This window comes from Altererythrobacter sp. CAU 1644 (genome assembly GCF_029623755.1).
GTDB classification, from domain to species: domain Bacteria; phylum Pseudomonadota; class Alphaproteobacteria; order Sphingomonadales; family Sphingomonadaceae; genus Erythrobacter; species Erythrobacter arenosus.
The window spans coordinates 3,082,700-3,106,421 of sequence record NZ_CP121106.1 but is presented as its reverse complement, the minus strand read 5'-3'; the positions used below and the strand labels follow the sequence as shown (position 1 = coordinate 3,106,421).

The 23,722-nt window shown below is 62.9% G+C and carries 23 protein-coding genes; 18 read left to right on the top strand and 5 right to left on the bottom strand.

The window, feature by feature from the left end; translation table 11 throughout:
• The first annotated feature begins 48 nt into the window (after positions 1 to 48).
• The 4 genes from P7228_RS15410 (at position 49) to P7228_RS15395 (ending at position 4,535) form a co-directional block, all read left to right on the top strand.
• Complete coding sequence (locus P7228_RS15410) at positions 49 to 1,890, top strand: copper resistance system multicopper oxidase (protein WP_086438294.1); 1,842 nt, start codon at positions 49 to 51, stop codon at positions 1,888 to 1,890.
• Positions 1,887 to 3,203 carry a copper resistance protein B gene (locus P7228_RS15405; protein ID WP_007163862.1) on the top strand — a complete coding sequence of 439 codons (1,317 nt, stop codon included), beginning with the start codon at positions 1,887 to 1,889 and terminating at the stop codon, positions 3,201 to 3,203. Before P7228_RS15410 ends, P7228_RS15405 begins: the two co-directional genes overlap by 4 nt.
• A gap of 91 nt (positions 3,204 to 3,294) precedes the next feature.
• A complete protein-coding gene (locus P7228_RS15400; RefSeq protein ID WP_278016109.1) occupies positions 3,295 to 3,780 on the top strand; it encodes a YybH family protein in 486 nt (161 codons plus the stop codon).
• A 20-nt stretch (positions 3,781 to 3,800) separates the two neighbouring features.
• The gene (locus tag P7228_RS15395; protein WP_205763508.1) at positions 3,801 to 4,535 is read left to right on the top strand and encodes a PepSY domain-containing protein; all 735 of its coding nucleotides are present in this window, start codon (positions 3,801 to 3,803) and stop codon (positions 4,533 to 4,535) included.
• A gap of 13 nt (positions 4,536 to 4,548) precedes the next feature.
• On the opposite strand, the gene P7228_RS15390 is transcribed toward P7228_RS15395, so the two are convergent.
• Together P7228_RS15390 and P7228_RS15385 are read right to left on the bottom strand one after the other, a co-directional pair.
• Positions 4,549 to 5,055: a hypothetical protein gene (locus P7228_RS15390; protein ID WP_246034376.1), complete on the bottom strand. Its 507-nt coding sequence runs from the start codon at positions 5,053 to 5,055 to the stop codon at positions 4,549 to 4,551.
• Positions 5,056 to 5,082: 27 nt separating this feature from the next.
• Positions 5,083 to 5,370 (bottom strand): hypothetical protein, encoded by a 288-nt coding sequence (locus P7228_RS15385; protein WP_007163866.1) that lies wholly within the window; start codon positions 5,368 to 5,370, stop codon positions 5,083 to 5,085.
• 223 nt (positions 5,371 to 5,593) lie between these two features.
• Between P7228_RS15385 and P7228_RS15380 the strand changes: the two genes are divergently transcribed.
• Together P7228_RS15380 and P7228_RS15375 are read left to right on the top strand one after the other, a co-directional pair.
• Entirely contained in the window at positions 5,594 to 5,983 is a 390-nt protein-coding gene (locus tag P7228_RS15380) for a hypothetical protein (protein WP_232725746.1), read from the top strand.
• 233 nt (positions 5,984 to 6,216) lie between these two features.
• Positions 6,217 to 6,828 carry a DUF2231 domain-containing protein gene (locus P7228_RS15375; protein ID WP_007163868.1) on the top strand — a complete coding sequence of 204 codons (612 nt, stop codon included), beginning with the start codon at positions 6,217 to 6,219 and terminating at the stop codon, positions 6,826 to 6,828.
• Between the two features lie 736 nt (positions 6,829 to 7,564).
• On the opposite strand, the gene P7228_RS15370 is transcribed toward P7228_RS15375, so the two are convergent.
• Positions 7,565 to 7,921: a dihydroneopterin aldolase gene (locus P7228_RS15370; protein WP_278016108.1), complete on the bottom strand. Its 357-nt coding sequence runs from the start codon at positions 7,919 to 7,921 to the stop codon at positions 7,565 to 7,567.
• Positions 7,914 to 8,786, bottom strand: coding sequence for a bifunctional methylenetetrahydrofolate dehydrogenase/methenyltetrahydrofolate cyclohydrolase FolD (folD, locus tag P7228_RS15365; protein WP_278016107.1), 873 nt, complete (start codon positions 8,784 to 8,786; stop codon positions 7,914 to 7,916). The genes P7228_RS15370 and folD overlap by 8 nt, the downstream gene beginning before the upstream one ends.
• A gap of 333 nt (positions 8,787 to 9,119) precedes the next feature.
• Here folD and P7228_RS15360 point away from each other — a divergent pair, with 333 nt between their 5' ends.
• The 8 genes from P7228_RS15360 to P7228_RS15325 all read left to right on the top strand — a co-directional run bounded on the left by P7228_RS15360 (position 9,120) and on the right by P7228_RS15325 (position 19,591).
• Entirely contained in the window at positions 9,120 to 11,633 is a 2,514-nt protein-coding gene (locus P7228_RS15360; protein WP_278016106.1) for a GcvT family protein, read from the top strand.
• A 4-nt stretch (positions 11,634 to 11,637) separates the two neighbouring features.
• Positions 11,638 to 12,891, top strand: a complete 1,254-nt coding sequence (locus tag P7228_RS15355; protein ID WP_278016105.1) for a sarcosine oxidase subunit beta family protein — start codon at positions 11,638 to 11,640, stop codon at positions 12,889 to 12,891.
• A 1-nt stretch (position 12,892) separates the two neighbouring features.
• The gene (locus tag P7228_RS15350; protein ID WP_278016104.1) at positions 12,893 to 13,165 is read left to right on the top strand and encodes a sarcosine oxidase subunit delta; all 273 of its coding nucleotides are present in this window, start codon (positions 12,893 to 12,895) and stop codon (positions 13,163 to 13,165) included.
• Complete coding sequence (locus P7228_RS15345) at positions 13,162 to 16,023, top strand: glycine cleavage T C-terminal barrel domain-containing protein (protein ID WP_278016103.1); 2,862 nt, start codon at positions 13,162 to 13,164, stop codon at positions 16,021 to 16,023. The genes P7228_RS15350 and P7228_RS15345 overlap by 4 nt, the downstream gene beginning before the upstream one ends.
• Entirely contained in the window at positions 16,016 to 16,525 is a 510-nt protein-coding gene (locus P7228_RS15340; RefSeq protein ID WP_278016102.1) for a sarcosine oxidase subunit gamma, read from the top strand. The genes P7228_RS15345 and P7228_RS15340 overlap by 8 nt, the downstream gene beginning before the upstream one ends.
• A 229-nt stretch (positions 16,526 to 16,754) precedes the next feature.
• Positions 16,755 to 17,726: a TauD/TfdA family dioxygenase gene (locus P7228_RS15335; protein ID WP_430732517.1), complete on the top strand. Its 972-nt coding sequence runs from the start codon at positions 16,755 to 16,757 to the stop codon at positions 17,724 to 17,726.
• On the top strand, positions 17,723 to 18,322 hold the full coding sequence (locus P7228_RS15330) for an HD domain-containing protein (RefSeq protein WP_278016100.1): 600 nt from the start codon (positions 17,723 to 17,725) through the stop codon (positions 18,320 to 18,322). Before P7228_RS15335 ends, P7228_RS15330 begins: the two co-directional genes overlap by 4 nt.
• A 42-nt stretch (positions 18,323 to 18,364) precedes the next feature.
• Complete coding sequence (locus P7228_RS15325; protein ID WP_278016099.1) at positions 18,365 to 19,591, top strand: MFS transporter; 1,227 nt, start codon at positions 18,365 to 18,367, stop codon at positions 19,589 to 19,591.
• On the opposite strand, the gene P7228_RS15320 is transcribed toward P7228_RS15325, so the two are convergent.
• Positions 19,588 to 20,616, bottom strand: coding sequence for a GlxA family transcriptional regulator (locus P7228_RS15320; protein WP_278016098.1), 1,029 nt, complete (start codon positions 20,614 to 20,616; stop codon positions 19,588 to 19,590). The genes P7228_RS15325 and P7228_RS15320 overlap by 4 nt on opposite strands.
• Before the next feature lie 188 nt (positions 20,617 to 20,804).
• Between P7228_RS15320 and P7228_RS15315 the strand changes: the two genes are divergently transcribed.
• From P7228_RS15315 to P7228_RS15300, 4 genes are read left to right on the top strand one after another with little or no spacing between them, the layout of a single operon-like run.
• Entirely contained in the window at positions 20,805 to 21,491 is a 687-nt protein-coding gene (locus tag P7228_RS15315) for a corrinoid protein (RefSeq protein WP_278016097.1), read from the top strand.
• The gene (locus P7228_RS15310; RefSeq protein ID WP_278016096.1) at positions 21,491 to 22,225 is read left to right on the top strand and encodes a DUF1638 domain-containing protein; all 735 of its coding nucleotides are present in this window, start codon (positions 21,491 to 21,493) and stop codon (positions 22,223 to 22,225) included. Before P7228_RS15315 ends, P7228_RS15310 begins: the two co-directional genes overlap by 1 nt.
• A complete protein-coding gene (locus tag P7228_RS15305) occupies positions 22,218 to 22,661 on the top strand; it encodes a methylenetetrahydrofolate reductase C-terminal domain-containing protein (RefSeq protein ID WP_278016095.1) in 444 nt (147 codons plus the stop codon). Before P7228_RS15310 ends, P7228_RS15305 begins: the two co-directional genes overlap by 8 nt.
• Positions 22,654 to 23,709 carry a methylenetetrahydrofolate reductase gene (locus P7228_RS15300; RefSeq protein WP_278016094.1) on the top strand — a complete coding sequence of 352 codons (1,056 nt, stop codon included), beginning with the start codon at positions 22,654 to 22,656 and terminating at the stop codon, positions 23,707 to 23,709. Before P7228_RS15305 ends, P7228_RS15300 begins: the two co-directional genes overlap by 8 nt.
• Positions 23,710 to 23,722: the final 13 nt, after the last annotated feature.

Below are 23,722 nucleotides of genomic sequence, written 5' to 3'. Positions count from 1 at the left end.
GGCAGCTGACCGCGTATGTGACGGTATACGCATTTTCAGGAGCCCCCTATGCCTGCCCTCAATCGCCGAAGATTCCTTGGAACAAGTGCTAGCGGGCTGGGCCTGCTTGGTCTCTCCGGTGCCATGCCGGCCTGGGCGCGCGGCGCGGACATCCTTGCAGGAAACGCCCGCAAAGGGCTGGATGAAGTATCCGGGCCGAATATCGACCTCACTGTCGCGCGGTCTGCCTTTGCAACCGGCAACAGACGCGGCGGCGCCATCGCCGTCAACGGCACGATCCCCGGCCCGTTGTTGCGTTTGAAGGAAGGCACGACCGTCCGATTGAACGTCCATAACCAGCTCGAGGAAGACACCTCGATCCACTGGCACGGGCTGCTCGTGCCATTCGAACTCGACGGGGTGCCAGGTGTAAGCTTCCCCGGCGTCAAGCCCGGAGAGACCTTCACCGCTGAATTCCCGGTGCGCCAGTCGGGCACCTACTGGTGGCACTCGCATAGCGGCCTGCAGGAACAGGCCGGGCATTACGGCGCCATTGTGGTGGATCCGGCTGGACCCGATCCGGTCCAGGCGGACCGCGAATATATCGTGGTGCTCAGCGAATTCAGCGAAATGTCGCCCCACACGATTTTCGACAAGCTCAAGAAGGGCGAAGGCTACTTCAACTACAACATGAATACCTGGACCGACGACTATCCGCTTTCGGGCGAGGATCGCCGGATGTGGGCGAGAATGCGCATGATGCCGACCGACCTTAGCGATGTGTCGGCCCCAGCCTACACTTACCTGCTGAACGGTCATGGCCCGCTCGACAATCTGGAATATCTCTTCCGTCCGGGCGAGCGCGTGCGGCTGCGCTTCATCAATGCCGGGGCCATGACCTTCTTCAACATCCGCATTCCAGGCCTGCCGATGACCGTCGTTCAAGCCGACGGGCAGAACGTCGAGCCGGTCGAAGTGGACGAGTTCCAGATCGGCGTCGCGGAGACCTACGACGTCGTCGTGACGCCGGGTGAGCAGCAGGCGTACACATTGGTGGCCGAGTCGGTGGATAGGTCCGGAATGGGGATCGCAACGCTTGCGAGCGCGCCTGGCGCGCGCGCGGCCATTCCGCCGCTGCGCGATCCCCCGCTTCTGACCATGGCTGATATGGGCATGAGCGGTATGGACCACGGGGCTGGCAGCAACGATGCCGGTATGACCGGCATGGATCATGGCGCCGGCGGTATGGCCGGAATGGACCACGGATCGAGCGGAGCGGCTGGCGCGGATGGGATGTCCGGTATGGATGGCGGTTCGGCGGAGATGGCTGGCATGGCGGGAGGTATGCAGATGCGCGATACATCGCTCCTGCCTCCCGACGTGAAGGTCGGGCCCGGTCTCGACATGGTCTCGATGAACCCGGTCGACCGTATGGGCGACCCCGGCATCGGCCTTGCCGATGTCCCCCACCGCACCCTCGACTATCGCAAGCTCCGCTCGCTGACACCTCATCAGGAGGGGCGGACTCCCTCGCGGCGGATGGAAATCCATCTCACCGGGAACATGGAACGCTATATGTGGTCGTTCGACGGCAAGAAGTTCTCCGCCGTCTCCGACGAGCCGATCCGCTTTGCCTATAACGAACGCGTGCGTGTCAAATTGATAAACAACACGATGATGGCGCACCCGATCCACTTGCATGGGCACTTCTTCGAACTGGTTAACGGCGCACCTGCCGATCGTCAGCCGCTCAAGCACACGGTTAACGTGCAGCCGGGCGGCAGCGCGCAGTTCGACCTGACGGCGGACGAGCCGGGCGACTGGGCCTTCCACTGCCACCTTCTCTACCACATGCATGCCGGGATGTTTCAGATCGTCACTGTCGCCAATCCCGATGGGAGCGAAGCATGAAGATTCGTATTACCAGCCTGCTCGCATCGATCGCAGTCGGCTCAGTTCTCGCCTCCCCCGCTGCGGCGCAGCATGCCGGTCATTCGCCCGCGGAGCCGCAGCAGAGCGCCGAGGCGCAGGCTGACGCCAAGACAAAGTGCGAAGAAGAAGCCCAGCGCCATCGCGCGATGGGGCACCCGGTAGCCGAAGGAGCTTGCGAACCAGTGGCCCAGCCTGAAGTTGCCATGGATCATTCGACGATGGACCATTCGACTATGTCTCATGGTTCGACGACCGCTCAGGATGGTCATTCGGGCATGGCAATGCCGATGGACGCTGCCCGTCCGGAGACTACACCCGGGAGTCATGAAGGAATGGATCATGGCTCGATGCCGCATGGCACGCCTGCCGAAGGCGCGATGGATCATTCGCAGATGAACCAAGGCGACATGGGTCAGGCGGAAGCCAGCAACTCGTCGATGGACCATGGGCAGATGGATCACAGCCAGATGAACCATGGGCAGACGGGATCGCAGGATATGCAGGGCATGGACCATTCGGCGATGCAGATGGGCTCGAACGACGATATCCCGCTGCTGCCGCCTCCTCCCGAAGCCGGGAGCGGTCCCGCGCGCGCGGCGGTCGCGATCTGGGGCGAGGAAGCCATGAACGAAGCGCGGCGCGAACTTGTCCGCGAGACCGACGGCGGGATGCGCTTCTGGTTTCAGGGCGACCGGCTCGAATACCGCGCCCGCGAGGGAGTGGATGGATATCTTTGGGACATCCAGGGCTATTATGGTGGTGATATCGACAAGTTCTGGTTCAAATCCGAGGGCGAAGGCAGCTTCGGTGAGCCTGTCGAGGGAGCCGAAGTCCAGGCACTCTGGAGCCGGGCGATCGCTCCCTTTTTCGACCTACAGACAGGTGTGCGCCAGGATTTAACAGGACCCGAGCGCACCCATGCTGTCATTGGCATACAGGGCATTGCTCCCTACCAGTTCGAGGTCGACGTTGCAGCGTTCGTATCGAACAAGGGTGATGTAACCGCGCGCTTCGAGGGCGAGCTTGATCAGCGCATCACGCAGCGGCTGATCCTCCAGCCGCGAGCCGAAATCGCTCTTTCGGCTCAGGATATTCCCGAACTCGGCATTGGCGCTGGCCTCGACCGGATCGAGGCAGGTCTGCGTCTTCGCTACGAGTTCGCACGCGAATTCGCGCCCTATGTCGGCGTCTCCCAGGAGTGGCGGATCGGTCAGAGTGCCGATTTTGCACGCGCCGCAGGGGAAGACCCTAGCGTGACGAATTACGTCGTGGGCATGCGATTCTGGTTTTAAGAGAAGGAAATATACAATGAGGATAAGACTATCTCTAAGCGCGGTCGCCCTGGCCTTGGCTGCAGGCGGCACTCCCGCCCTGGCACAATCCATGGATCATTCCGCGCACTCGGACCCTACGGCTTCGACGCAGATGGACCATACGGAGCAGGGCATGAACCATGCCGAGCATATGTCTGCGATGAACGACGACGTCGCTGGGGCAGAAGCGGTTCTGACATTATATCGCGATGCCCTGACGTCGCGCGATGCAGAGGCCATGGCCGCGCTGTTTGCCGAGGAATCCTTCGTTTACGAAAACGGCAAGGCGGAAGGCAGCTTCACGTATTACATGGAGCATCACCTGGGACCGGAACTCGATGCAATAACCAGCTTCACCTTCGGCGAACCGACGCTCGCAGTCACCCGGATGGGACATATGGCGTATGGCCGCGAATCGTACACCTATCGGATCGAACTGGCCGACGGCCGCGTGATCGACCGCGAAGGCGTTGCGACCTCGGTGCTTGCCCATGATGCGGATGGCTGGAAGATCGTTCAGTACCATTCGTCGTCACGAGCGCCGCGTAACAACTGATTTGATCGGGGGAACACCGATTGGCGACACGCTCTTTCAAGCTGCGTCTGCATGTGCTGGGCAGCAAGCTTCACAAATGGCTGGCAGTCTTTGTCGGCGTCCAGGTGCTTCTATGGATGGCCACCGGGGCGCTGATGTCGTTCCTCGACATCGAAGAGGTCCGGTCCGAACATGTCGTTTCGCGCGCACCGGAGGTTCTGCCCGCTAATGCTGCCATGCCCGAGTGGCTCGATAGCAGGGAGGGGGTGGTTTCCCTTGCGACGCGCGCGGTCGGCGGCAGGACAGTAACCGAGATCCGTCGGGACGATGGAAGCGTCACGCTCCGCGACCCGAACAGCGGCGCTCTCCTTTCGCCTCTTTCGAGCGCGAGCGCACAGGCCATCGCTCGCCATGCTTGGACGGGGCCACCAACCACCATAGCGACCACGCGCCTCATCGAAGGTGCTGTCGGGACCGAATTCCGGGGTCCGTTCCCCGCGTGGCAGATTACCTATGGCGATGAGGACAATACCCGCGTCTACATCGATGCATCGAGCGGCTCGGTGCTCGCTGCCCGCAGCGACACCTGGCGTCTGTTCGATTTTATCTGGGGGCTGCATATCATGGACTGGACGCAGCGCGACCGCATCAACAGCTGGTGGCTGCTACTGTTCGGGATCGGCGGGACAATCATCGCGGTTTCGGGCTTTGTCCTGCTTGCCAACCGGTTTCCCAGGATCAGGCGGCGGGCGAAACATGTGCCGAATGCCCCCTGAAGCCGCTCCCAGTTTAATCAGGTTCGGCTCGGGCAAAGCGGACCAGAAGGATCGTTAGCGCGGGCACGATCGTCCACATCGCGATCGGGATCAGCGCCAGTCCCGTCACTGGCTCTTGCGGCATCAACTCGCTGTAGCGCCAGCTCAGGAAACTGTTTGCCGGAAGCGATGTGGCGATCATTTCGACGGCGATCGCGACGACAAGCCCGAAGCCGAAATAGATCGCATAGGGCATTTTGGCGGCTTGCCAGAGCCACGCGTGCCCGCCACGTAATCCTGCAAGGCTATAAGCTGTCAGCAGGATCACGCCATCGCCCAGGCTTGCAATGCCGCAGCGAATGGTCCGCTCGAAGGGTTCGAGATCACCCGGTTCGAAGAATGGCATCTGGAAAATCTCCCAGACGAACGCGATCAGGCTCCCGCAAATAAGGATCAGCCAATGGGTTCTGGTCATGTTGCAGGTACGCCCGAAAAATCTGCGCCAGCAAATAGCAAGCGGCCGGATTTCCACTTCCTGCATAGCGCCTTCGCTGCCCCAAAGCCCGGATCAGTCATGATTTTCGCGGCCCTCCGACTCGGCCATGCGAGCAGCGCGTTTGAGAAATTTCCGCATGTCACCTGCTGCCAGTTCGGTAAGCGGGTGCCGGCTCGCATCGGGGCGCGGTTCGATCATGTCCGCACGTTTCCTAATCTGTTCGATCTGTTCATCGCTCGCCCCGGACAAAAGGCCAAGAACTATGTTCTCGAGAGTAATGAGGCGAATGCGCATTTGCACCAGATCGGCATGATCGGGCTCCGGGATATCCCAGCTGCCGTTCTCATTGACCGTGCTCACGACTGCTTCTCCGACGGCTCTGCTGGCACCATGATACTCCCCATTCGTCGTTATCGGCTTCTCTCAAAAAGGTGGCCGAAAAACAGCACCGCTGCAACCGGCCGTGCTTCGGCCCACCAGCCCCACCGCTGCTGCGGATTGTTTGAGGGGAAGAGATGGCGGCTGCGTAAAGAGGATGACTGCACACAGCATCCACCGCAAGACCGACGAAAGGAAATCGACCATGAAACTGACAGTTCTAGCTTTCGCGCTCGCCACCGGCCTGGCAACCACCCCGGCAATGGCCCGGCAACAGCATGACCACGGGGATCAAGCGGCGGCGCAGCAGCAGTCACACGCTGGCCATATGATGCAGGATTCGGCGGCCATGACGGCCCACCGCGAGAAGATGGCTGAAATGCGCGCGCTGATGCAGCAGGCCCACGCGGCGAGCGATCCTGCCGAACGCCAAAGGCTTATGGCCGAACATCGTGCAAAAATGCAGGAACACATGGCGGGCATGATGCAGGGGGACAACGCCGATATGATGGCGGCCTGTCACCAGCACATGATGATGATGCATGACATGATGGAGCAGATGGCGGCTCACGAGAACATGGCGCAAGACGATTAGGAGGCGGTGGCCGGGCTCTCGCTTTGTGCCTGAGCCTGGCCACACTCTTACCAGGGCGCGGTGCAAGGCAGGAGGTCCGACCATCTCGTGAGTAAAATTTGAACCCTCACGCGTCGACGATCGCCGCGCTCTATCACCGCAAGAGATGAAGGTTCGCAGAGCATTACAGACACAATAGGTTGCACGACCATCGCCAAGACCGGAGCCCGTAGAGAATGAAACGAATACAATTCATGGCTATTGTGGCCGCCAGTCTGCTCTGGATAAGTCCGGCCCAGGCCCATGGCGACGAGGAACATGGCGAAGCGGCCAGTGCTGTCGTCTCCGATGCGGCGTCAAAAGATATCCAGGCTGCGCAGGGGCACGGCGACACGGCTGCTGATCATGACGGGGCGAAGGGACAAGATGCAGACGAAGGCGACAAGGGCGTGGTCGGTGTGCTCAAGTCGCTGCATCCCGCCACCGTACACTTTCCGATCGCCTTGTTCTTTATGGCCGCTCTCACCGAGCTATTCGTCATCGCACGGAAGGGCACAGGCCTAGAGTCGGCAGTGCGCGTACTTGTTTATGGCGGTGCCGCCGGGGCGGTCGTGGCGGCCATATTCGGTTGGATCCATACCGGTCTCTGGTTCGGCGGAGATACTGCGATGCAGGTTCATCGCTGGAACGGAATGCTGATCGCGGTTCTCGGTCTGGCGATGGCCTATCTGGCGAGCCGTGCTTCCGCGAGCCGGACCGCGTTTCGCGCCGCAATCTTTGCCATGGCCGCTCTAGTGCTGGTGCAGGGATTTCTGGGCGGCGAGCTTGCGCACGGTGCCAATCATCTTGGTATCTCCTGGCTTTGAAGGATAGAATGATGCGCAGATCAAATCGGAACGCGTTTGTTGCCCCCCTTGCTGCGGCGGCATTGGGGCTAGGGCTCGCTGCCTGTGATCAGACGCAGGACACTTCATCAGAAGCTGAAGCCTTGCCACTGTATACGGCCCCGCCGACCGAGAGCACAGGTGCTGGCGAAGGCGAAAGAGACAACGCTGCCTTTCCCGCTGGAGAGGCCAACACGAACCGGTCGGGTGAAGCTGCGACTGCCGGTAGGCAACCAGACCGACCGGCGAGCACTCCGGTAGTAGCGTCGTCCCCTGCGGCCACTCCCCCGCCGGTGAATGCCCAGCCTAGCAACACACCCGATCCTCATGCGGGCCACTATATGCCATCCATGCCCGACCATGACATGCCCTCGATGTCCGATCAGGCGCATGGATCGTGACCTGGCGTTTCGCCTTCTGATCGGCCCAAAAACGGCCGACGCTCGTTTTACCAGTCACTACGAATAACAAGTCGTCGTTTGCCAAAGGCGCTTTATCTCATCTGTCCGATTTTGGGGGTATTGATGGGGGTATTTGCAAGACGACTCAAAAAGTTTATTAGGTAAATCAGCACGTTATATGCTCTCTATATTTCCCTCCTCCGCTACCAACCTTACGGTGCAAGGTCGAATGACCTGCCGCCCACACAGCAATTGAACTGTCACTCCATAGGCCGACAGTGGTCGTTTCCGCAGAATCCGGGCCTCCTCACGCGTAGCTAGGCTTGCGAGATTCTTACGCTTGTTCCCGCCATTCCCCGCGTGATCGCAAAGGGCTTGTCGATCGAGATGTCCGCTCTGACGACATGGCCCATCGCCAGGCATTTCTCGCCAAGCTGCTGTGCGAATGTCTCGATCAGGGGAATGTGGACCGCCGCAAGCTCGTCAATCGCGGCAACGATACGGCGATAGTCGACTGTATCGGCGATATCGGCGATGGCCGACGCAGCGACCTCGATCTCGACCGATACCACGAGCGGTTGGCGCCTGCCGACCTCGTCGGGGTTTATGCCGATGTCTGCAAGTACTGGGTAATCGCGCACCCGAACCGAAGTTGTCGTCGTCGCGTCAGGCATGGTGCGCCTCCTCTGCATTGCGTGCGGCCTTGAGTGTGTTGGAGAGCAGGCAGGCGATGGTCATCGGTCCGACCCCGCCAGGGACCGGCGTGACTGCCTTCGCATGTTGGACCTCGTTGAAAGCGATATCGCCGACGAGATGCTCGCCGCCGGCTCCATTGGGCACGCGGGTAATCCCCACGTCGATGAGTACGGCGCCTTCCTTGACCCAGAACCCCTTGACCAGCCGCGGTGAGCCGGCCGCGGCGACGATGATGTCGGCTTGACGCGCAATCTCGGGCAGGCCGCGGGTTTCGATATGGGTGACGGTGACGGTCGCCTCGCGCTCAAGCAGCAACATGGCGATCGGCTTGCCGACGATGTTCGATTTGCCGATCACCACGGCGTTCAGCCCGGTGAGGTCGTCGATCACCGTGTCGAGCAGCTTCATGACGCCGAGTGGGGTGCACGGGACCAGGCCCCCGGTGCCGGTCGAAAGTCGCCCGACATTGACCGGGTGGAAGCCGTCCACGTCCTTCGCCGGGTCGATAGAGCCCAGGATCACGCCGGCATCGATATGCCGGGGCAGCGGTACCTGGACGAGTATGCCATGCACGGTCGGGTCGATGTTGAGCCGGGCGATGAGTGTCAGCAAAGCATCCTGCGGCGTGTTTTCGGGCAGGCGATGCTCGTAGCTGGTGATGCCCACGCGCGCGCAGGCCCTGATCTTGTGGGCGACATAGACCTCGCTCGCCGGATCTTCGCCAACCAGGACCACCGCGAGGCCCGGGGCTTCATGACCCCGGCCAAGCCGCTCGGCGACCCCGATCCTGGTTTCTTCGTCAAGACCTCGTGCAAGCGCTCGGCCATCGATCAGTTGCGCCACCCGGTAGTTCCCTTTGCATGATGCGCGTCGAAATTGGGGCGCCTGATGCCGGGGCAGATTGGCGATGGCAATTGGACTCAGCGCCTGATCCGGCGCCTTGCATTTGCCTGACTGATGTTTGGTGCGCTCGGCAGGCACTTCAGCCGGACGAGAGATGGCGTGTGATTCCGCAGAAATCAGGCAAATTCTCGTGTCAGCTCGACCTCTTTCGTTGCGGTGCTAATTCCCAGCATTAGTATCTCGAATGCAGTGCGTGCGCGTTGCGAAGGCTGGTCTTGCCGGGGCATAGGATGGCGCAGGGGTTGTCCCGCGGATTTGGACGGATATTTGCCAGTGAGTTTCACGAATAACGCACGGGTCGTGGTGATCGGCGGCGGCGTGGTCGGGGTAAGCACCCTGTACCACCTCGCGAAGCTTGGCTGGTCGGATGTGGTGCTGATCGAGCGCAAGGAACTGACCAGTGGTTCGACCTGGCACGCGGCCGGTCTGCTGCCGCTGTTCAACCTGTCGTACTCGGTGGGCAAAATCCACCAGTACTCGGTCGACCTATATCCCAGCCTCGAAGCGGAAACCGAACTCAACGTCGGCTACTCGCGCGTGTCGAACATCCGCCTTGCCAAGACGCAGGACCGGATGGACGAATATCGCTACTATGCTGGCGTTGCCCGGACCATTGGCGTCGATGTCGATTTCCTGACGCCTGACGAGGTCAAGGAAATCTGGCCACTGTGCGAAACGCACGACATCATCGGTGCGATCCGCCACCCGGATGACGGCTATATCCAGCCCGCTGACTTGACCCAGGCGCTAGCCAAGGGGGCGCGGCAGCGCGGCGCAAAGATCCATCGCAACACGACAGTCACCGGCATCGATCAGAAGGCTAACGGCGAGTGGGTGGTGCACACCGACCAGGGCGATATCACCTGTGAGCACGTGGTGTCCTGCACCGGCAATTTCGCGCGCCAGACCGGGCGGATGGTCGGTCTCGACATCCCCGTCATCCCGGTCGAACACCAGTATTTCGTCACCGAGCAGCACCCGCTGATCATGGAGCGCCGGGCGCAGGGCCTGCCCGAGATGGGCGTGCTGCGCGAGAGCGATTCCTCCTGGTACATGCGCGAAGAAGCTGGTGGCCTGCTGCTCGGCCCCTACGAGGTCGGTGCGCCCGCCTGCTATGTCGACGGCCCGGCAGCCAACAGCGAATATGAGCTGTTCCCCGACGACCTAGACCGGCTTATGCCGCATATCGAGAGCGCGATCGAGCGCGTGCCCGCCTTTGGCGAGGTCGGGGTCAAGAAGGTCTACAACGGCGCGATCGCCTACACGCCCGACGGTTCGCCGATCATCGGCCCGGCGTGGGACCGCAAGAACTTTTGGCTCAACGAGGGCCACAGCTTCGGGATCACTGCTGCCGGCGGTGCCGGATGGCAGCTGGCGCACTGGATCGTCGACGGCGAGCCGACCATCGACATGATGGGCGTCGATCCGCGCCGCTTCGGGGGTTATGCGGGCGAGGGCTACCTCATCGAGAAGAATGAGGAGGCCTATGCCAAGGTCTTCACAGTCCACTACCCGGATGAGGAGCGCGAGGCCGCGCGGGGCGTGCGCCGCACGCCATGCTACGACCGGATGAAGGATCTGGGCGCGGTGTTCGGCAATGTTTTCGGCTGGGAGCGGCCCAACTGGTTTGCGCCGCAAGGCTACGAGCTGTCCGATGCTGATCTCGATCGGCCCAATGTCCTGCTCAACCACAACCACCCGGTTGTCGAAGGCGAACCGATCCGCGAGAAGTGGTCGTTCCGCCGTTCGAACTATTTCGAGCATGTTGGTAACGAGGTGAAGCATGTCACCAGCAAGGTCGGCATCCAGGACATGTCGCCCTTCGCCAAGTGCCGCATTGCCGGCCCTGGAGCGGAAGAGTGGCTGGGCGGGTTGCTGACCAACTTCGTTCCGAAGACCGTCGGGCGCCTGTGCCTGAGCTATCTGCTCACCAGCGAGGGCGGCGTGCGCAGCGAGTTCACCGTCTACAAGACCGGCCCGCAAGAGTTCTATCTGGTCTCCGCAGGGGCCTACGAGCGGCACGATCACGATTATCTCAAGAAGGCGATGCCAACCGATGGCTCGGTCACCTATGAGAGGTTGACCACCGCGATGGGCGTGCTGGTGCTAGCCGGTCCGCATGCCCGCGATGTGCTGTCCAAGGTCACCCGCGCCGATCTGTCCAACGAGGGCTTTCCGTGGCTGACCGGTCAAAAGATCAGCATCGGTGCCGCTCCTGTCGACGCGCTTCGGGTTAATTTCATCGGCGAATTGGGTTGGGAGATCCACCACCCGATCGAGATGCAGAACTACATCTTCGACAAGCTGATGGAGGCCGGGGCCGAATACGACATCAAGCCCTTCGGCATCCGGGCGATGACGCTGATGGCGATGGAGAAAAGCTACAAGCTGATCCCGCGCGAGCTTTCGATCGAATATTCAGCGCATGAGAGCGGTCTCGATCGCTTCATTTCGAAGAAGAAGGAGTACTTCCATGGTCGCGACCGCCTGCTCGAACGGCAGGAGGCAGGGCTCAATTGGCAGTTCGTCACGATGGAAGTGGTGGGCGTGACCAACGCTGACGCGCGCGGATCGGAAGCGATCTATCTTGGCGAAGAGCTCGTCGGGCGCGTCACCTCGGGTGGATACGGCTGGCGCGTGAGCAAAAGCTTGGCACTCGCGATGGTGCGCCCTGAGCACGCCGCCGAGGGGGCCGAGCTCGAGATCTCGATCCTCGGCAACCGCCACAAGGCCGTGATCATTCCCGACAGTCCCTTCGATCCGGAGAATGAGGCGCTGAGGGCGTAATCGGATGACCCCATTCAATGCCTTGAACCTGTTTGCCAAGGCGCTCGGCCACCACAAGTCGTGGCCCGAGCAGTGGCCCGACGCTGCGCCCAAGCAGAGCTACGACGTCGTTATCGTCGGCGCAGGCGGACATGGGCTTGGCGCGGCCTATTATCTCGCCAAGAAGCACGGCATCACCAATGTCGCTGTGATTGAGAAGGGCTGGCTGGGCGGCGGCAACACCGGGCGCAACACCACCATCATCCGTTCGAACTATCTCTATGACGAAAGTGCCCATCTCTACGATCATGCGCTGAAGTTGTGGGACGGGCTGAGCCAGGAGCTCAACTACAACGTCATGTATTCCAAGCGCGGGGTGATGATGCTCGCGCACAATGTCCACGATGTGCAGAGCTTCAAGCGGCACATCCACGCCAACCGCCTCAATGGTGTCGATAATGAATGGCTGACGCCGCAAGAGGCGAAGGAATATTGCCCGCCGCTCTCGATCGATCCGGGGGCACGCTATCCGGTGCTGGGGGCGGCGCTACAACGGCGTGGTGGAACGGCGAGGCATGACAGTGTGGCCTGGGGCTATGCCCGGGCCGCCGCCGCGCTCGGAGTCGACATCATCCAGAACTGCGCAGTGACTGGCATCCGTCGGGGGGCGGATGGCGCGGTCGAAGGCGTCGAGACCGAGCGCGGCTTTATCGGTGCGAAGAAGATCGGCGTCTCGGCAGCAGGTAACAGCTCGCTGATCATGAAGATGGCCGGGCTCGACTTTCCGCTGGAGAGTTTCCCGCTGCAGGCGCTCGTCAGCGAGCCGGTCAAGCCGGTTTTCCCCTGCGTGGTCATGTCGAACACGGTCCACGCCTATATGAGCCAGTCGGACAAGGGCGAGCTGGTGATCGGCGCGGGTACCGACCAATACGTCAGCTATTCGCAGCGCGGCGCCTCGCACATCATCGAGCACAATATCGCCGCGATCTGCGAGATATTTCCGATCTTCCGCCGGATGCGGATGCTGCGCAGTTGGGCAGGCACGGTGGACGTCACGCCCGACCGCTCGGCGATCCTCGGCAAGACGCCAGTGAAGGGGCTCTACGTCAATTGCGGCTGGGGGACAGGCGGCTTCAAGGCCACTCCAGGCGCTGCGGACCTGCTCGCCTGGACCATCGCCAAGGACGAACCGCACCCGATCAACGCGCCTTTCACGCTCGAACGGTTCCGCAACGGGCGCCTGATCGACGAGGCCGCGGCCGCTGCGGTGGCGCACTGAGATGCTGCTGATCCGCTGCCCCTATTGCGGACATGATCTGCCAGAGGTCGAATTCACCTATGCCGGCGAGGCGCATATCGCGCGCCCGCTTGATCCTTCGGCGCTCTCGGATGAGGAGTGGGAGAAATACCTCTTCATCCGCAATAATCCGCGCGGTCGCCATCATGAACGCTGGCGGCACAGCTTCGGCTGTGGACGCTTCTTCAACGCGGTACGCGACACCGCCAGCGACAAGTTCGAGGTGACCTACAAGGCCGGGGAGCCACGCAAGTGAGCGGCTGGCGCGTCGAGGGGCTGGGGCGGGTAGACCGTTCGCGTCTGGTCGAATTCCAGTGGGATGGCAGGGCACGCCACGGCTTTGCGGGCGACACGCTGGCGAGCGCGTTGCTGGGCGATGGCGAGATGCTGTTCGGCCGCAGCTTCAAATATCATCGTCCACGCGGCGTAATGTCGGCGGGCACCGAGGAGGCGAACGCGCTGGTCTCGGTCGATCGCGGGCCGGGTCGCTTCACGCCGAACCTGCGCGCGACCGGGGTGGAAATCTACCACGGTCTCGACGCGCGCAGCCAGAATCGGTGGCCATCGCTCAAGACCGATCTCGGTGCGATCAACGACCGGCTGGGGCGGTTCTTCCCGGCGGGTTTCTACAACAAGACGTTCATGTGGCCGCGCAGCTTCTGGGAGAAGCTCTACGAGCCCGCGATCCGCAATATGGCGGGGCTGGGCGATGCGCCTGAACTGCCCGATCCCGACGACTACACCGCCGCCTATCTCCACTGCGAGGTGCTGGTGGTCGGGGGAGGCGCTGCGGGCATCGAAGCGGCGCTGGCAGCGGCCAATTCCGGCGGCCGCGTCGTGCTGGTCGACGAGCAGGACGAGCTTGGCGGCGGTGCGCTCAGCGATCCGGCACAATGGGATTCGCTGGCAGCCGCGGTGAGGAAACTTCACGCTGCGTCCAATGTCCAACTGCTGACGCGCACGACCGCGCTCGGCTATTACCACGATAATTTCATCACTGCGGTTGAGCGGCTGACCGATCACCTTGCCGACGCAGGCAAGGGACCGCGCGAGAAGCTGTGGCGTATCCGCGCTGGCGAAGTGGTGCTCGCGCAGGGCGCGATTGAGAGGCCCTTGGTTTTCGAAGGCAATGACACGCCCGGCGTGATGCTGGCCTCCGCAGCGAGGACCTATCTCCATCGCTACGGCGTTGCCGTGGGGCGTAAAGTAGCGCTGATGGCCTGCCACGACAGCGGCTGGCATGACGTTTTCGCGCTGCACGATGCAGGCGTCGGCATCGCGGCGATTGTCGACTGCCGGGACCGAGTGTCGGAGCCATTGATGGCGATGGCCGAAGATCGCGGGATCGGGGTCCATCTCGCCTCGAGCGTAATGGATGTTTCGGGTCGGCACGCGGTCAGTGCGATTGAAGTCGCGCCGAATTTGGGCGGGAAGAAATTGAGTATCGCTTGTGACACGCTGCTGATGGCGGGTGGCTGGACTCCGAGCATTCACCTGTGGTCGCATTCGAAGGGCTCGATCCGCTGGGACGAGAACTGGGGAGCATACCTGCCCGACAAGCCGCACGAAAAGGTTCGCTGCGTCGGTGCCTGCAGCGGCGACTGGGATTTCGGCGGCGGGATCAATATCGATCGGCTCCCGACGCCGAGGGATCCCGCGACGATCAAGGCGTTCGTCGATTTCCAGAATGACGTGACCGCCAAGGACATCGACCTGGCTGTGCGCGAGGGTTTCAAGTCGATCGAACATATCAAGCGCTACACCACCACCGGCATGGCGACCGATCAGGGTAAAACGAGCAATCTCAACGGCTTGCAGCTTGCCTCGACCGCGCTCAGCCGTCCGATCCCACAGATCGGCCTGACGACCTTCCGCCCGCCCTATACGCCGCAGACCTTCGGCGCGATGGCGGGTCATGCGAAGGACGCGCTGTTCCAGCCGACGCGCAAGACCAATATCGACAGCTGGGCGGAAGAGCACGGCGCAGTGTTCGAGCCGGTCGCCCAGTGGCGCCGCGCGCGCTACTTCCCGCAACCCGGCGAGGACATGCATGCCGCGGTCAACCGCGAGTGCCTGGCGGTCAGAAACGGCGTCGGCATCTTCGATGCCTCGACGCTGGGCAAGATCGAGGTCGTCGGGCCGGATGCGGCGGAATTCCTCAACCGCATGTACACCAACCCGTGGAAGATGCTGGAGCCGGGGCGCTGCCGTTATGGCCTGCTGCTCAAGGAAGACGGCTTCATCACCGACGACGGCGTGTCGGCGCGGCTGTCTGACGACCGCTTCCACCTCACCACGACCACCGGCGGTGCGCCGCGCGTACTCAACATGATGGAGGACTACCTCCAGACCGAGTGGCCCGATCTCGACGTCTGGCTGACCAGCACGACCGAGCAATGGGCGGTCATCGCGCTGCAAGGCCCCAAGGCGCGCGAGGTCATTGCGCCCTTTGTCGAAGGCATCGACCTCGCGCCCGAGGCTTTCCCGCACATGGCTGTGCGCGAGGGAACGATCTGCGGCGTGCCGACGCGCCTGTTCCGCGTCAGCTTCACCGGTGAACTGGGCTTCGAAATCAATGTGCCGGCCGCCTTTGGCCGCGCCGTATGGGAGGCGCTGTTCGAAGCGGGGCAGGAGCACGGGATTACGCCCTACGGCACCGAGACCATGCACGTGCTGCGCGCAGAGAAGGGCTACATCATCGTCGGGCAGGACACCGACGGTACGATCACGCCGATGGACGCCGGGCTCGACTGGGCGATCGGCAAGAAAAAGCTCGATTTCGTTGGCAAGCGCTCACTAGCGCGGCCGGACATCGTGGCCGAGGGCCGCAAGCAGCTCGTCGGTCTGCTGACCGAAGACCCCAGCGAAGTGCTGGAGGAGGGAGCACAGATCGTCGCCGATCCGCGGCAGCCCGTGCCGATGACCATGCTCGGCCATGTCACCTCGAGCTACTGGAGCGCGACGCTCGGCCGTTCGATCGCGATTGCCATGGTCGCCGGTGGGCATGACCGGATGGGCGAAATCCTCCACGTTCCCATGCCGGATCGGACCATCGCGGCCAAGGTGACCGGCATGGTGTTCTACGACGAGAAGGGGGAACGGCTCGATGGCTGAAGCGCTTCGCCGGACCGAACCCGTGCCCGCCTCGCCGGTTGAATTCGTTGGCGCGAGGGTCGCGCTCGAGCCGCCGATGGCGCGCTATTCGCTACGCGCTAGAGAGGCCGACCTGCTCGACCGCGTGATCGGCGGAGGGCTGCCGCGCGCGATCGGATCGACCAGCGACGGTATTATCTGCCTCGGTCCCGACGAATGGCTGATGCGCGTCCCGATGGGCACCGCTGCACCCGGTCGCCCGGGCGAAGCGGTAAGCGTGGTCGACGTCTCGGAACGCCAGGTTGCAATAGCGGTAGAGGGGGCACGCGCGGTCGAGGTCTTGAGGGGGGGAAACCCGCTGGATCTCGAGAACTTTCCCGTCGGAAGCGGAAAGCGAACGATCTTCGAAGGGGTCGAGATCGTGCTGATCCGCGAAAGCGAAACACGCTTCGTGGTCGAGGTTTGGCGCAGCTTTGCGGAATTCGTCTGGGGCGTGCTGGTGAAATCGGCCTCGGAATTGTAGATTGCTGATCAAGTGCGGGACGCAGGTTCGCGGTCCGTGCAAGGCATTGAGAGGTGTCGCTATGGTGGATGGTGTCGTTCTTGCTGCCGACCCGCAATCGGGCGGTGCCATTCTGAGCCGGGGGGACGCAGAGCGACTCGCCCTGCATCCTATATGGCTGCGCGAAAGGGTGAGCGAGCCCGACGCGCTCGACCCGCTCAATCACCAGCGCCTCTACGAACCCAACGACTTGCCCGACGATCTGCGGGTCATCGAAATCGGTGGCGAGGATAGCTTCACGGTCCAGTTCAGCGATGGCTATAGCGGACACTTCGATCCCTTGCGCCTGTTGGTCGAATGTGGCTGGGAGGACGATCCCGAGCGGACGCCAACGCCGGTCGCCTGGACGAATGCCAGCGGCGAGATTCCCTCCGCCCATTTCGATGAGATCGATGGCGCGGACGGTATGCGGACCTTGCTGGAAGGATTCTTCACCCGCGGCTTTTGCATCATTCGCGGCACGCCGCACGAAGCCGGAGATCTTGACGCACTGGCGCAGCGCTTCGGCTATATCCGCGAGACTAACTGGGGTCGGCTTTTTGACGTTTACAGCAAGCCGGTGGCGACCGATCTCGCCTACACCGGCCTTGCGCTCGCGGCGCATACCGACAACCCCTATCGCTTTCCCGTTCCGGGCATCCAGTTCCTGCACTGCCTCGAAAACAGCGTTGCGGGAGGCTTCTCGACCGTGGTCGACGGGCTGGCGCTGGTTGAACGGATCGCCGAGATCGCGCCTGACGAGGCACGCGCGCTCGAAGAGCTGCCTGTGCGGTTCCGCTACGATACTTCGAGCTGCATCGTCGAGGATGCCAGCCCGCTGGTTGAGCGCGACAATCTCGGCAGGCTGATCGGCCTGCGCCTGAGCTCGCGCCTCGATTACGTATTGCCCGCTGCACCCGAACAACTCGACCTGTTCTATGCCGGGCGGCGGCGGCTCCAGCGCATGGCCAATGATCCGCAATTCCAGTTGAGCTTCCCGTTCGAACCGGGTCTGCTGCTGATGATGGACAACCGCCGTACGCTGCATGGGCGCACGGCCTTCGACGGGACCAGTGGCAAGCGGCACCTGCAGGGGTGCTATATCGACCATGACGGGCCGCGCAGCCTGTGGCGCACGCTGATGCGCGACGGCGTGGCAAGCCTCGGCCGGGAAGCGGCATGAGCGCGACGGACAAGGTCTCTTTCACCCGCATGGATGCAGGCACGCGCGAAGATTACGCGCTGATCGAGGAGCATGAGGCTGCTTATAAGGCGGATCTGCCCCGACGGCTGATGGAGCGGCTGCGCGCTATGGGGGAAGGGCTGTCGGGCTACCAGGTCTCGCGCCTTGAGCACTCGCTCCAGACCGCCACCCGCGCACGGCGGGAAGGGGCGGATGCCGACTGGGTGGTCGCCGCGCTGCTGCATGATCTGGGTGACGAGCTTGCACCGCAGAACCACGACACGCTCGCCGCTTCGATCATCGCCCCCTATGTGCGCGAGGAATGCACCTGGGCGGTGCGTCACCACGGCATCTTCCAGTTCAAATATTACGGCGACAAGGTCGGGCTCGATCCTGACGCGCGCGAGAAATATCGCGCCAATCCGCACTACGCGGCGACGGTTCATTTCTGCGAGGCGTGGGATCAGACCAGTTTCGATCCCGCCTATGCCAGCGATGATCCGGAGAGTTTTGCGCCGGAACTCGAACAGGTGTTCTTGCGACCGGCATGGGACGAGGCCTATCTGCGACCGGGTTTTGTGACGCAGTTTGCCTGATCGCGGCCGCCGGGCCGCCGAAGCGCTGCCGAAAGGTATGTGATGGTCCGCATATTTCTCGCTCTGGGCTCGCTGTTCGCTTCCTCGGCGATTCTGCTGGCTGGCGGCGCGCTGCAAAATACTTTGGTGTCGATCCGCGCCAATATCGAAGGCTTCCCGCTGCAGGCGATCGGCGTGGTCATGGCGGGTTACTACGCCGGCTTCATCCTCGGCTGCCTGATGACGCCGGAGATGGTTCGCCGGGTCGGCCACATCCGGGTCTTCGCCGCGCTCGCCGCCATTGCGGCTGCCTCCAGCCTGATTTTCGCGATCGAACCCTCGACCTGGCTCTGGACAGGTTTGCGGGTCGTCGTCGGCTTCAGTTTCGCCGGTCTCTACATGCTGATCGAAAGCTGGATCAACGAACGCTCGACCAACGCCAACCGCGGGCAGGTACTGGCGATCTACCGGATCATCGACTTCGCCGCGATGACGGTGGGGCAATATCTGCTGTTGCTTGCCGATCCAGCCGGTTTCGTCCTGTTCTCGCTCGTCGCCGTGCTCATCGCGCTGGCCATCGTGCCGGTCGCGCTGACCCGGATCGAGCATCCGTCACCGCCGCGGGAGGCGAAGCTCAACCTCAGGCGGTTGTGGTCGGTCTCGCCGCTGGCAGTGGCGGGCTGTTTCGCTGTCGGGCTGACCAATGGCGCCTTCTGGTCGATCGGGCCAATCTACGTCCAGCAGATGGGGTATGGCGCGGCGATGGTCGCCAGCTTCATGAGCGCGGCGATCCTTGCCGGTGCGGCCGCGCAATACCCGCTCGGCCTGATGTCAGACGTGGTCGACCGTCGGCTGATCTTGATCCTCGCGGCGCTGGGGGCGGCGATCGCGGGAGCGGTGCTGATGGCGACGGGTGCGCTGTCGGAATACGCCATGCTGGCCGGGGCGGCAGCCTATGGCGTGTTTGCCATGGCGATCTTCGGCCTAGCCGCCGCACATGCCAACGATCATGCGGAGCCGGAGGATTTCGTCGCCGTCAGTGGCGGCCTGCTGCTCGTCTATGGCCTCGGTTCGGTGGCTGGGCCGCTGGTGTCGCCATGGATCATGACCTCATTCGGACCGTCCGCATTGTTCGGCTACACTGGCGCCATGCATGCCGCCTTGGTCCTGTTCGGCATCTATCGCACCATCCGGCGCCGCAACGTGCCTGCGGCCGAGCAGGAAGATTTCGTGGTGGCGCGCCCGACCACGCCGGCAGTGTTCGAATTCGATCCGCGGAGCACAGACTAGCTTGTCTCTTCGCTAAGCGGCAGCCGTGCCTTGACCGGCGATTGCCGTTCGGCGCTCGGCGTATTTCCGAAGGCCTCGCGGTAGCACTTGGTAAAGTGCGCTGGCGAAGCGAAACCGGTCGCCAGCGCAACCTGCACCACCGGCAGCGCGGTATGCCCCAGCAGGTGGCGCGCGCGGGCGAGGCGCAGGCCGAGATAATAGCGAGAAGGCGTCTTCTGGAAATGCATCCGGAACAGCCGCTCCATCTGCCGCGGGGACAATCCGGCACCATCCGCGATCTGGTCGACCGACACTGGCAGTTCGATCGCCTCCTCCATCAGCGCGATGGCCTGGAGCAGTTTGGGATGGCGCACTCCTGTGCGCTCGAGGATCGAGAGCCGCTGCGGTTCGTGCGCCTCACGCGCGAAGTGATGGACCATCAGCTCGGCAACTCCGGTCGCCAGCTCGCGCCCATGGTCGAGCGCGATGAAGTGGATCATCATGTCGAGCGGGGCGGTTCCGCCCGAACAGGTGATCCGGTCGCGGTCGATCTCGTAGAGCCGTGAGGTGATTTCCAGCTCGGGGAAGTTTTCGGAGAAGCTGACCAGGTCTTCCCAATGGACGGTACAGCGATAGCCGTCGAGCAGGCCGGCCTTGGCGAGGATGATACTACCGGTGCACACGCCGCCCAGCGCTTCGCAGCGCCGGGCTTGCAGCCGCATCGCGGCGAGCAAATCGGGCCGCGCATGGGCGAGCGGTGAAAGCCCCGCACAGAGCAACAGGATTCCGCCTGCAGCGATGTCGACAAGTTTGCGGTCGGCCATCACCCGCACGCCGTTGCTGGCCATCACGTCATTGCCGTCGAGCGTAGCGACGTTCCACGAATAGAGTGTCTTTCCCGACACACGGTTGGCCGCGCGCAACGGCTCGATAGCCGCTGTAAATGCGATCATCGAGAACTCCGGTACGAGCAGGAATGTGAAGTTTTTCGGTGCCGCCGTGGCGACGCCGTTTGCGCCGTTCGCTGCAGGTGCCGCGTTCGCCATTCTCCCCTCCGGTCGCCCCCTGTCAGCCCATGCAGATTGCATGACTGAAGTGTCGCATTTGTAGCATCCGATGTCGCATCCGGAATAGACAGATTCGGCGCTCGGTCTCATTTTCCCAGCACTCCCGGGACAGGGGGATTCCCGGGCGGCGCAGTGCCGTCCCGGTCGCTCAGGAGAGGATGCGGCCAATGAGTGACGAAGAAGACATCATCCTGCGCGATCTGAACGATGAAGATCTCGTCGAACAGATGAAGGACGACCTTTACGACGGCTTGGCCGACGAGGTCCATGAAGGTACGCAGATTCTGCTCGAACGCGGGTGGGATGCCAACCAGGTGTTGAGCGAGGCACTCGTCGAAGGGATGCGGATTGTCGGGATCGACTTCCGCGATGGCATCCTGTTCGTGCCCGAAGTGCTGCAATGCGCGGGCGCGATGAAGTCGGGCATGGAACTGCTGCGCCCGATCCTCGCCGCCAGCGACAACAAGGCGAGCCTCGGCAAATATGTCATCGGCACGGTCAAGGGAGACATCCACGACATCGGCAAGAACCTCGTCGGCATGATGCTCGAAGGCGCCGGGTTCGAAGTGATCGACCTCGGCATCAACAACCCGGTCGAGAATTACCTCGCCGCGATCGACGAGCACCAGCCCGCGATCCTCGGCATGTCGGCGCTGCTCACCACCACCATGCCCTACATGGGCGTGGTGATCGAAGAGCTCGACAAGCGCGGGATCATGAAAGAACTGCCGGTGATGGTCGGCGGCGCGCCGCTCAACCAGGAATTCGCTGATGCGATCGGGGCCACGCAATACGGTCGCGACGCGGCGATGAGCGCAGAGCTCGCCCGCGCACTGGTCGGGCAGAACCGCTGATGGGCAGCGCCGCTCGCCGGTCGGGCGGACGGCAGTCGCGACTGGCACGACGCGCCAAGCCGCAGGGCGAGGCGGGTGCTGTCGGGGCGAGCCTGGCGACCACCAAGCGAAATCCCGATGGCCCGGCACTGATCCTGGCCTGCGGTGCACTCGCTAACGAGATCATCGCACTGCGCAAGCAGTTGGGGATCGGCGAGGACGCGCTGGTCCTCCATTGCCTCCCAGCCGAACTGCACAATCGCCCGGCGCAGATCGCGCCGCGCGTCGACGAGTATCTCGCGGACCACCGCGAGAAGTATTCGCAGGTGCTGATCGGGTACGGCGACTGTGGGACCGGCGGCGCCCTCGATGCCGTGCTCGAGCGCCACGATGCCGAGAGACTGCCGCACGCGCACTGCTATGAGTTTTACGCCACCAGCCCGGTCTTCGAGGAGATCACCGATGCTGAAGTAGGCAGTTTCTTCGTCACCGATTTCCTGGTGAAGCATTTCGATCGGCTGATCTGGCAGGGGCTTGCGCTCGACCGCCATCCTGAAATGCTCGAGAGCTTGTTCGGCAATTATCGCGACCTCGTCTATCTCGCGCAAACCGACACGCCGCTGCTGCGCATCAAGGCGCAAGAAGCGGCCCAGCGGCTTGGGCTGAACTACGTGTTCCGCGATGTCGGCTATGGCGACCTCGCCTCCGCCATCGCTGCCATGTCGGTCGCTCCCGGGGCGCAGGCCCATGTATAGCGTCCGCCTCTGGTCGGTGCGCCACTCGCGCGGGCTCGAGCGCGCCTACCTCACGATCAACCCGGCAATCGTCTCGCTGCTGCGCGGCGTGACCAAGGTCTTTGGTCGCAGCCTCGACCGCCCGATCACTGCGGTCGAGCGGGCCGGCAAGGAGTTATTCTTCGACTGCAAGATGTGTGGCAATTGCGTGCTGTCGAGCACCGGCATGTCCTGCCCCATGAACTGTCCCAAGACGATCCGCAACGGGCCTTGCGGCGGGGTGCGCGAGAACGGCATGTGCGAGGTCAAGCCCGAGATGCGCTGTGTCTGGCACGCCGCTTGGGACGGCGCGAGCCGCATGCGCGAAGGCAGCGCGGCGATCCACGAGGTCCAGTTCGCCGTCGACCAGCGCAACAAGGGCAAATCCTCGTGGCTAAGACTCGCGCGCGATGACTGACGAGTTCGCCTTCGACGAGTTCGGTGCCAATCCTGGCGATCCGCTGCCGATGCGCGACGGGCACAGCTCGCACGGCCGCTTCGAGCGGGTGCTGCGTGCAGGCCACTTCGCCGTTACTACCGAAATCGCGCCGCCCGACAGCGCCGACCCCGACGAGGTGCTCAACCGCGCCGCACTGTTCGACGGCTATGTCGACGCGATCAACGCGACCGACGGCTCGGGCGCCAATTGTCACATGTCGAGCCTGGGCGTTTGCGCGCTGCTGACGAGGGTCGGTTATTCGCCGATCATCCAGATGTCGTGCCGCGACCGCAATCGTATCGCCATGCAGGGCGACGTGCTCGGCGCCGCCGCGCTGGGCGTATGTTCGGTGCTGTGCCTGTCGGGCGACGACGTAAGCGTGGGCGATCATCCTGAGGCCAAGCCGGTGTTCGATCTCGACAGCGTATCGCTGCTTCAGACGATCCGCACCTTGCGCGACGAGGGGCAGTTCCTGTCAGGCCGCAAACTCGATGAAGGCCCGCGCCTGCTCCTTGGCGCCTCGATCAACCCCTTTGCTCCACCGATTCACAACCGGGTCGATCAGTTCGCCAAGAAGGTCGCGGCCGGCGCGCAATTCGTCCAGTCGCAATATTGCTTCGACCTCGAGATGGCGCGCGACTTCATGAAGCGCGCGGTCGACATGGGGCTGACCGAGCGGTGCTTCGTCCTGATGGGCGTGGGCGTGCTGGCCAGTGCCAAGACCGCGATGTGGCTGCGCACCGCCATTCCCGGCGTGCATATCCCGGACGGGGTCGTTCGACGCCTCGAACAGGCCGAGAAGCCAAAGGAAGAAGGCCGCGCCATCGCGATCGAGCTGATGCAGCAGTTGGCCGAGGTCGAGGGGATCAGCGGCATTCACCTGATGGCCTACAAGCAGGAGCAATTCGTGGGCGAGATCGTCACCCGCTCCGGCGTGCTCGGCGACCGCAAGCCATGGGGCCTCGCGCGCGCCGAGGATGCGCTCCACGCAAGTATCGAACACCAATTCCAGGCGGCTCAAGGATAAGGACCACGCCCGC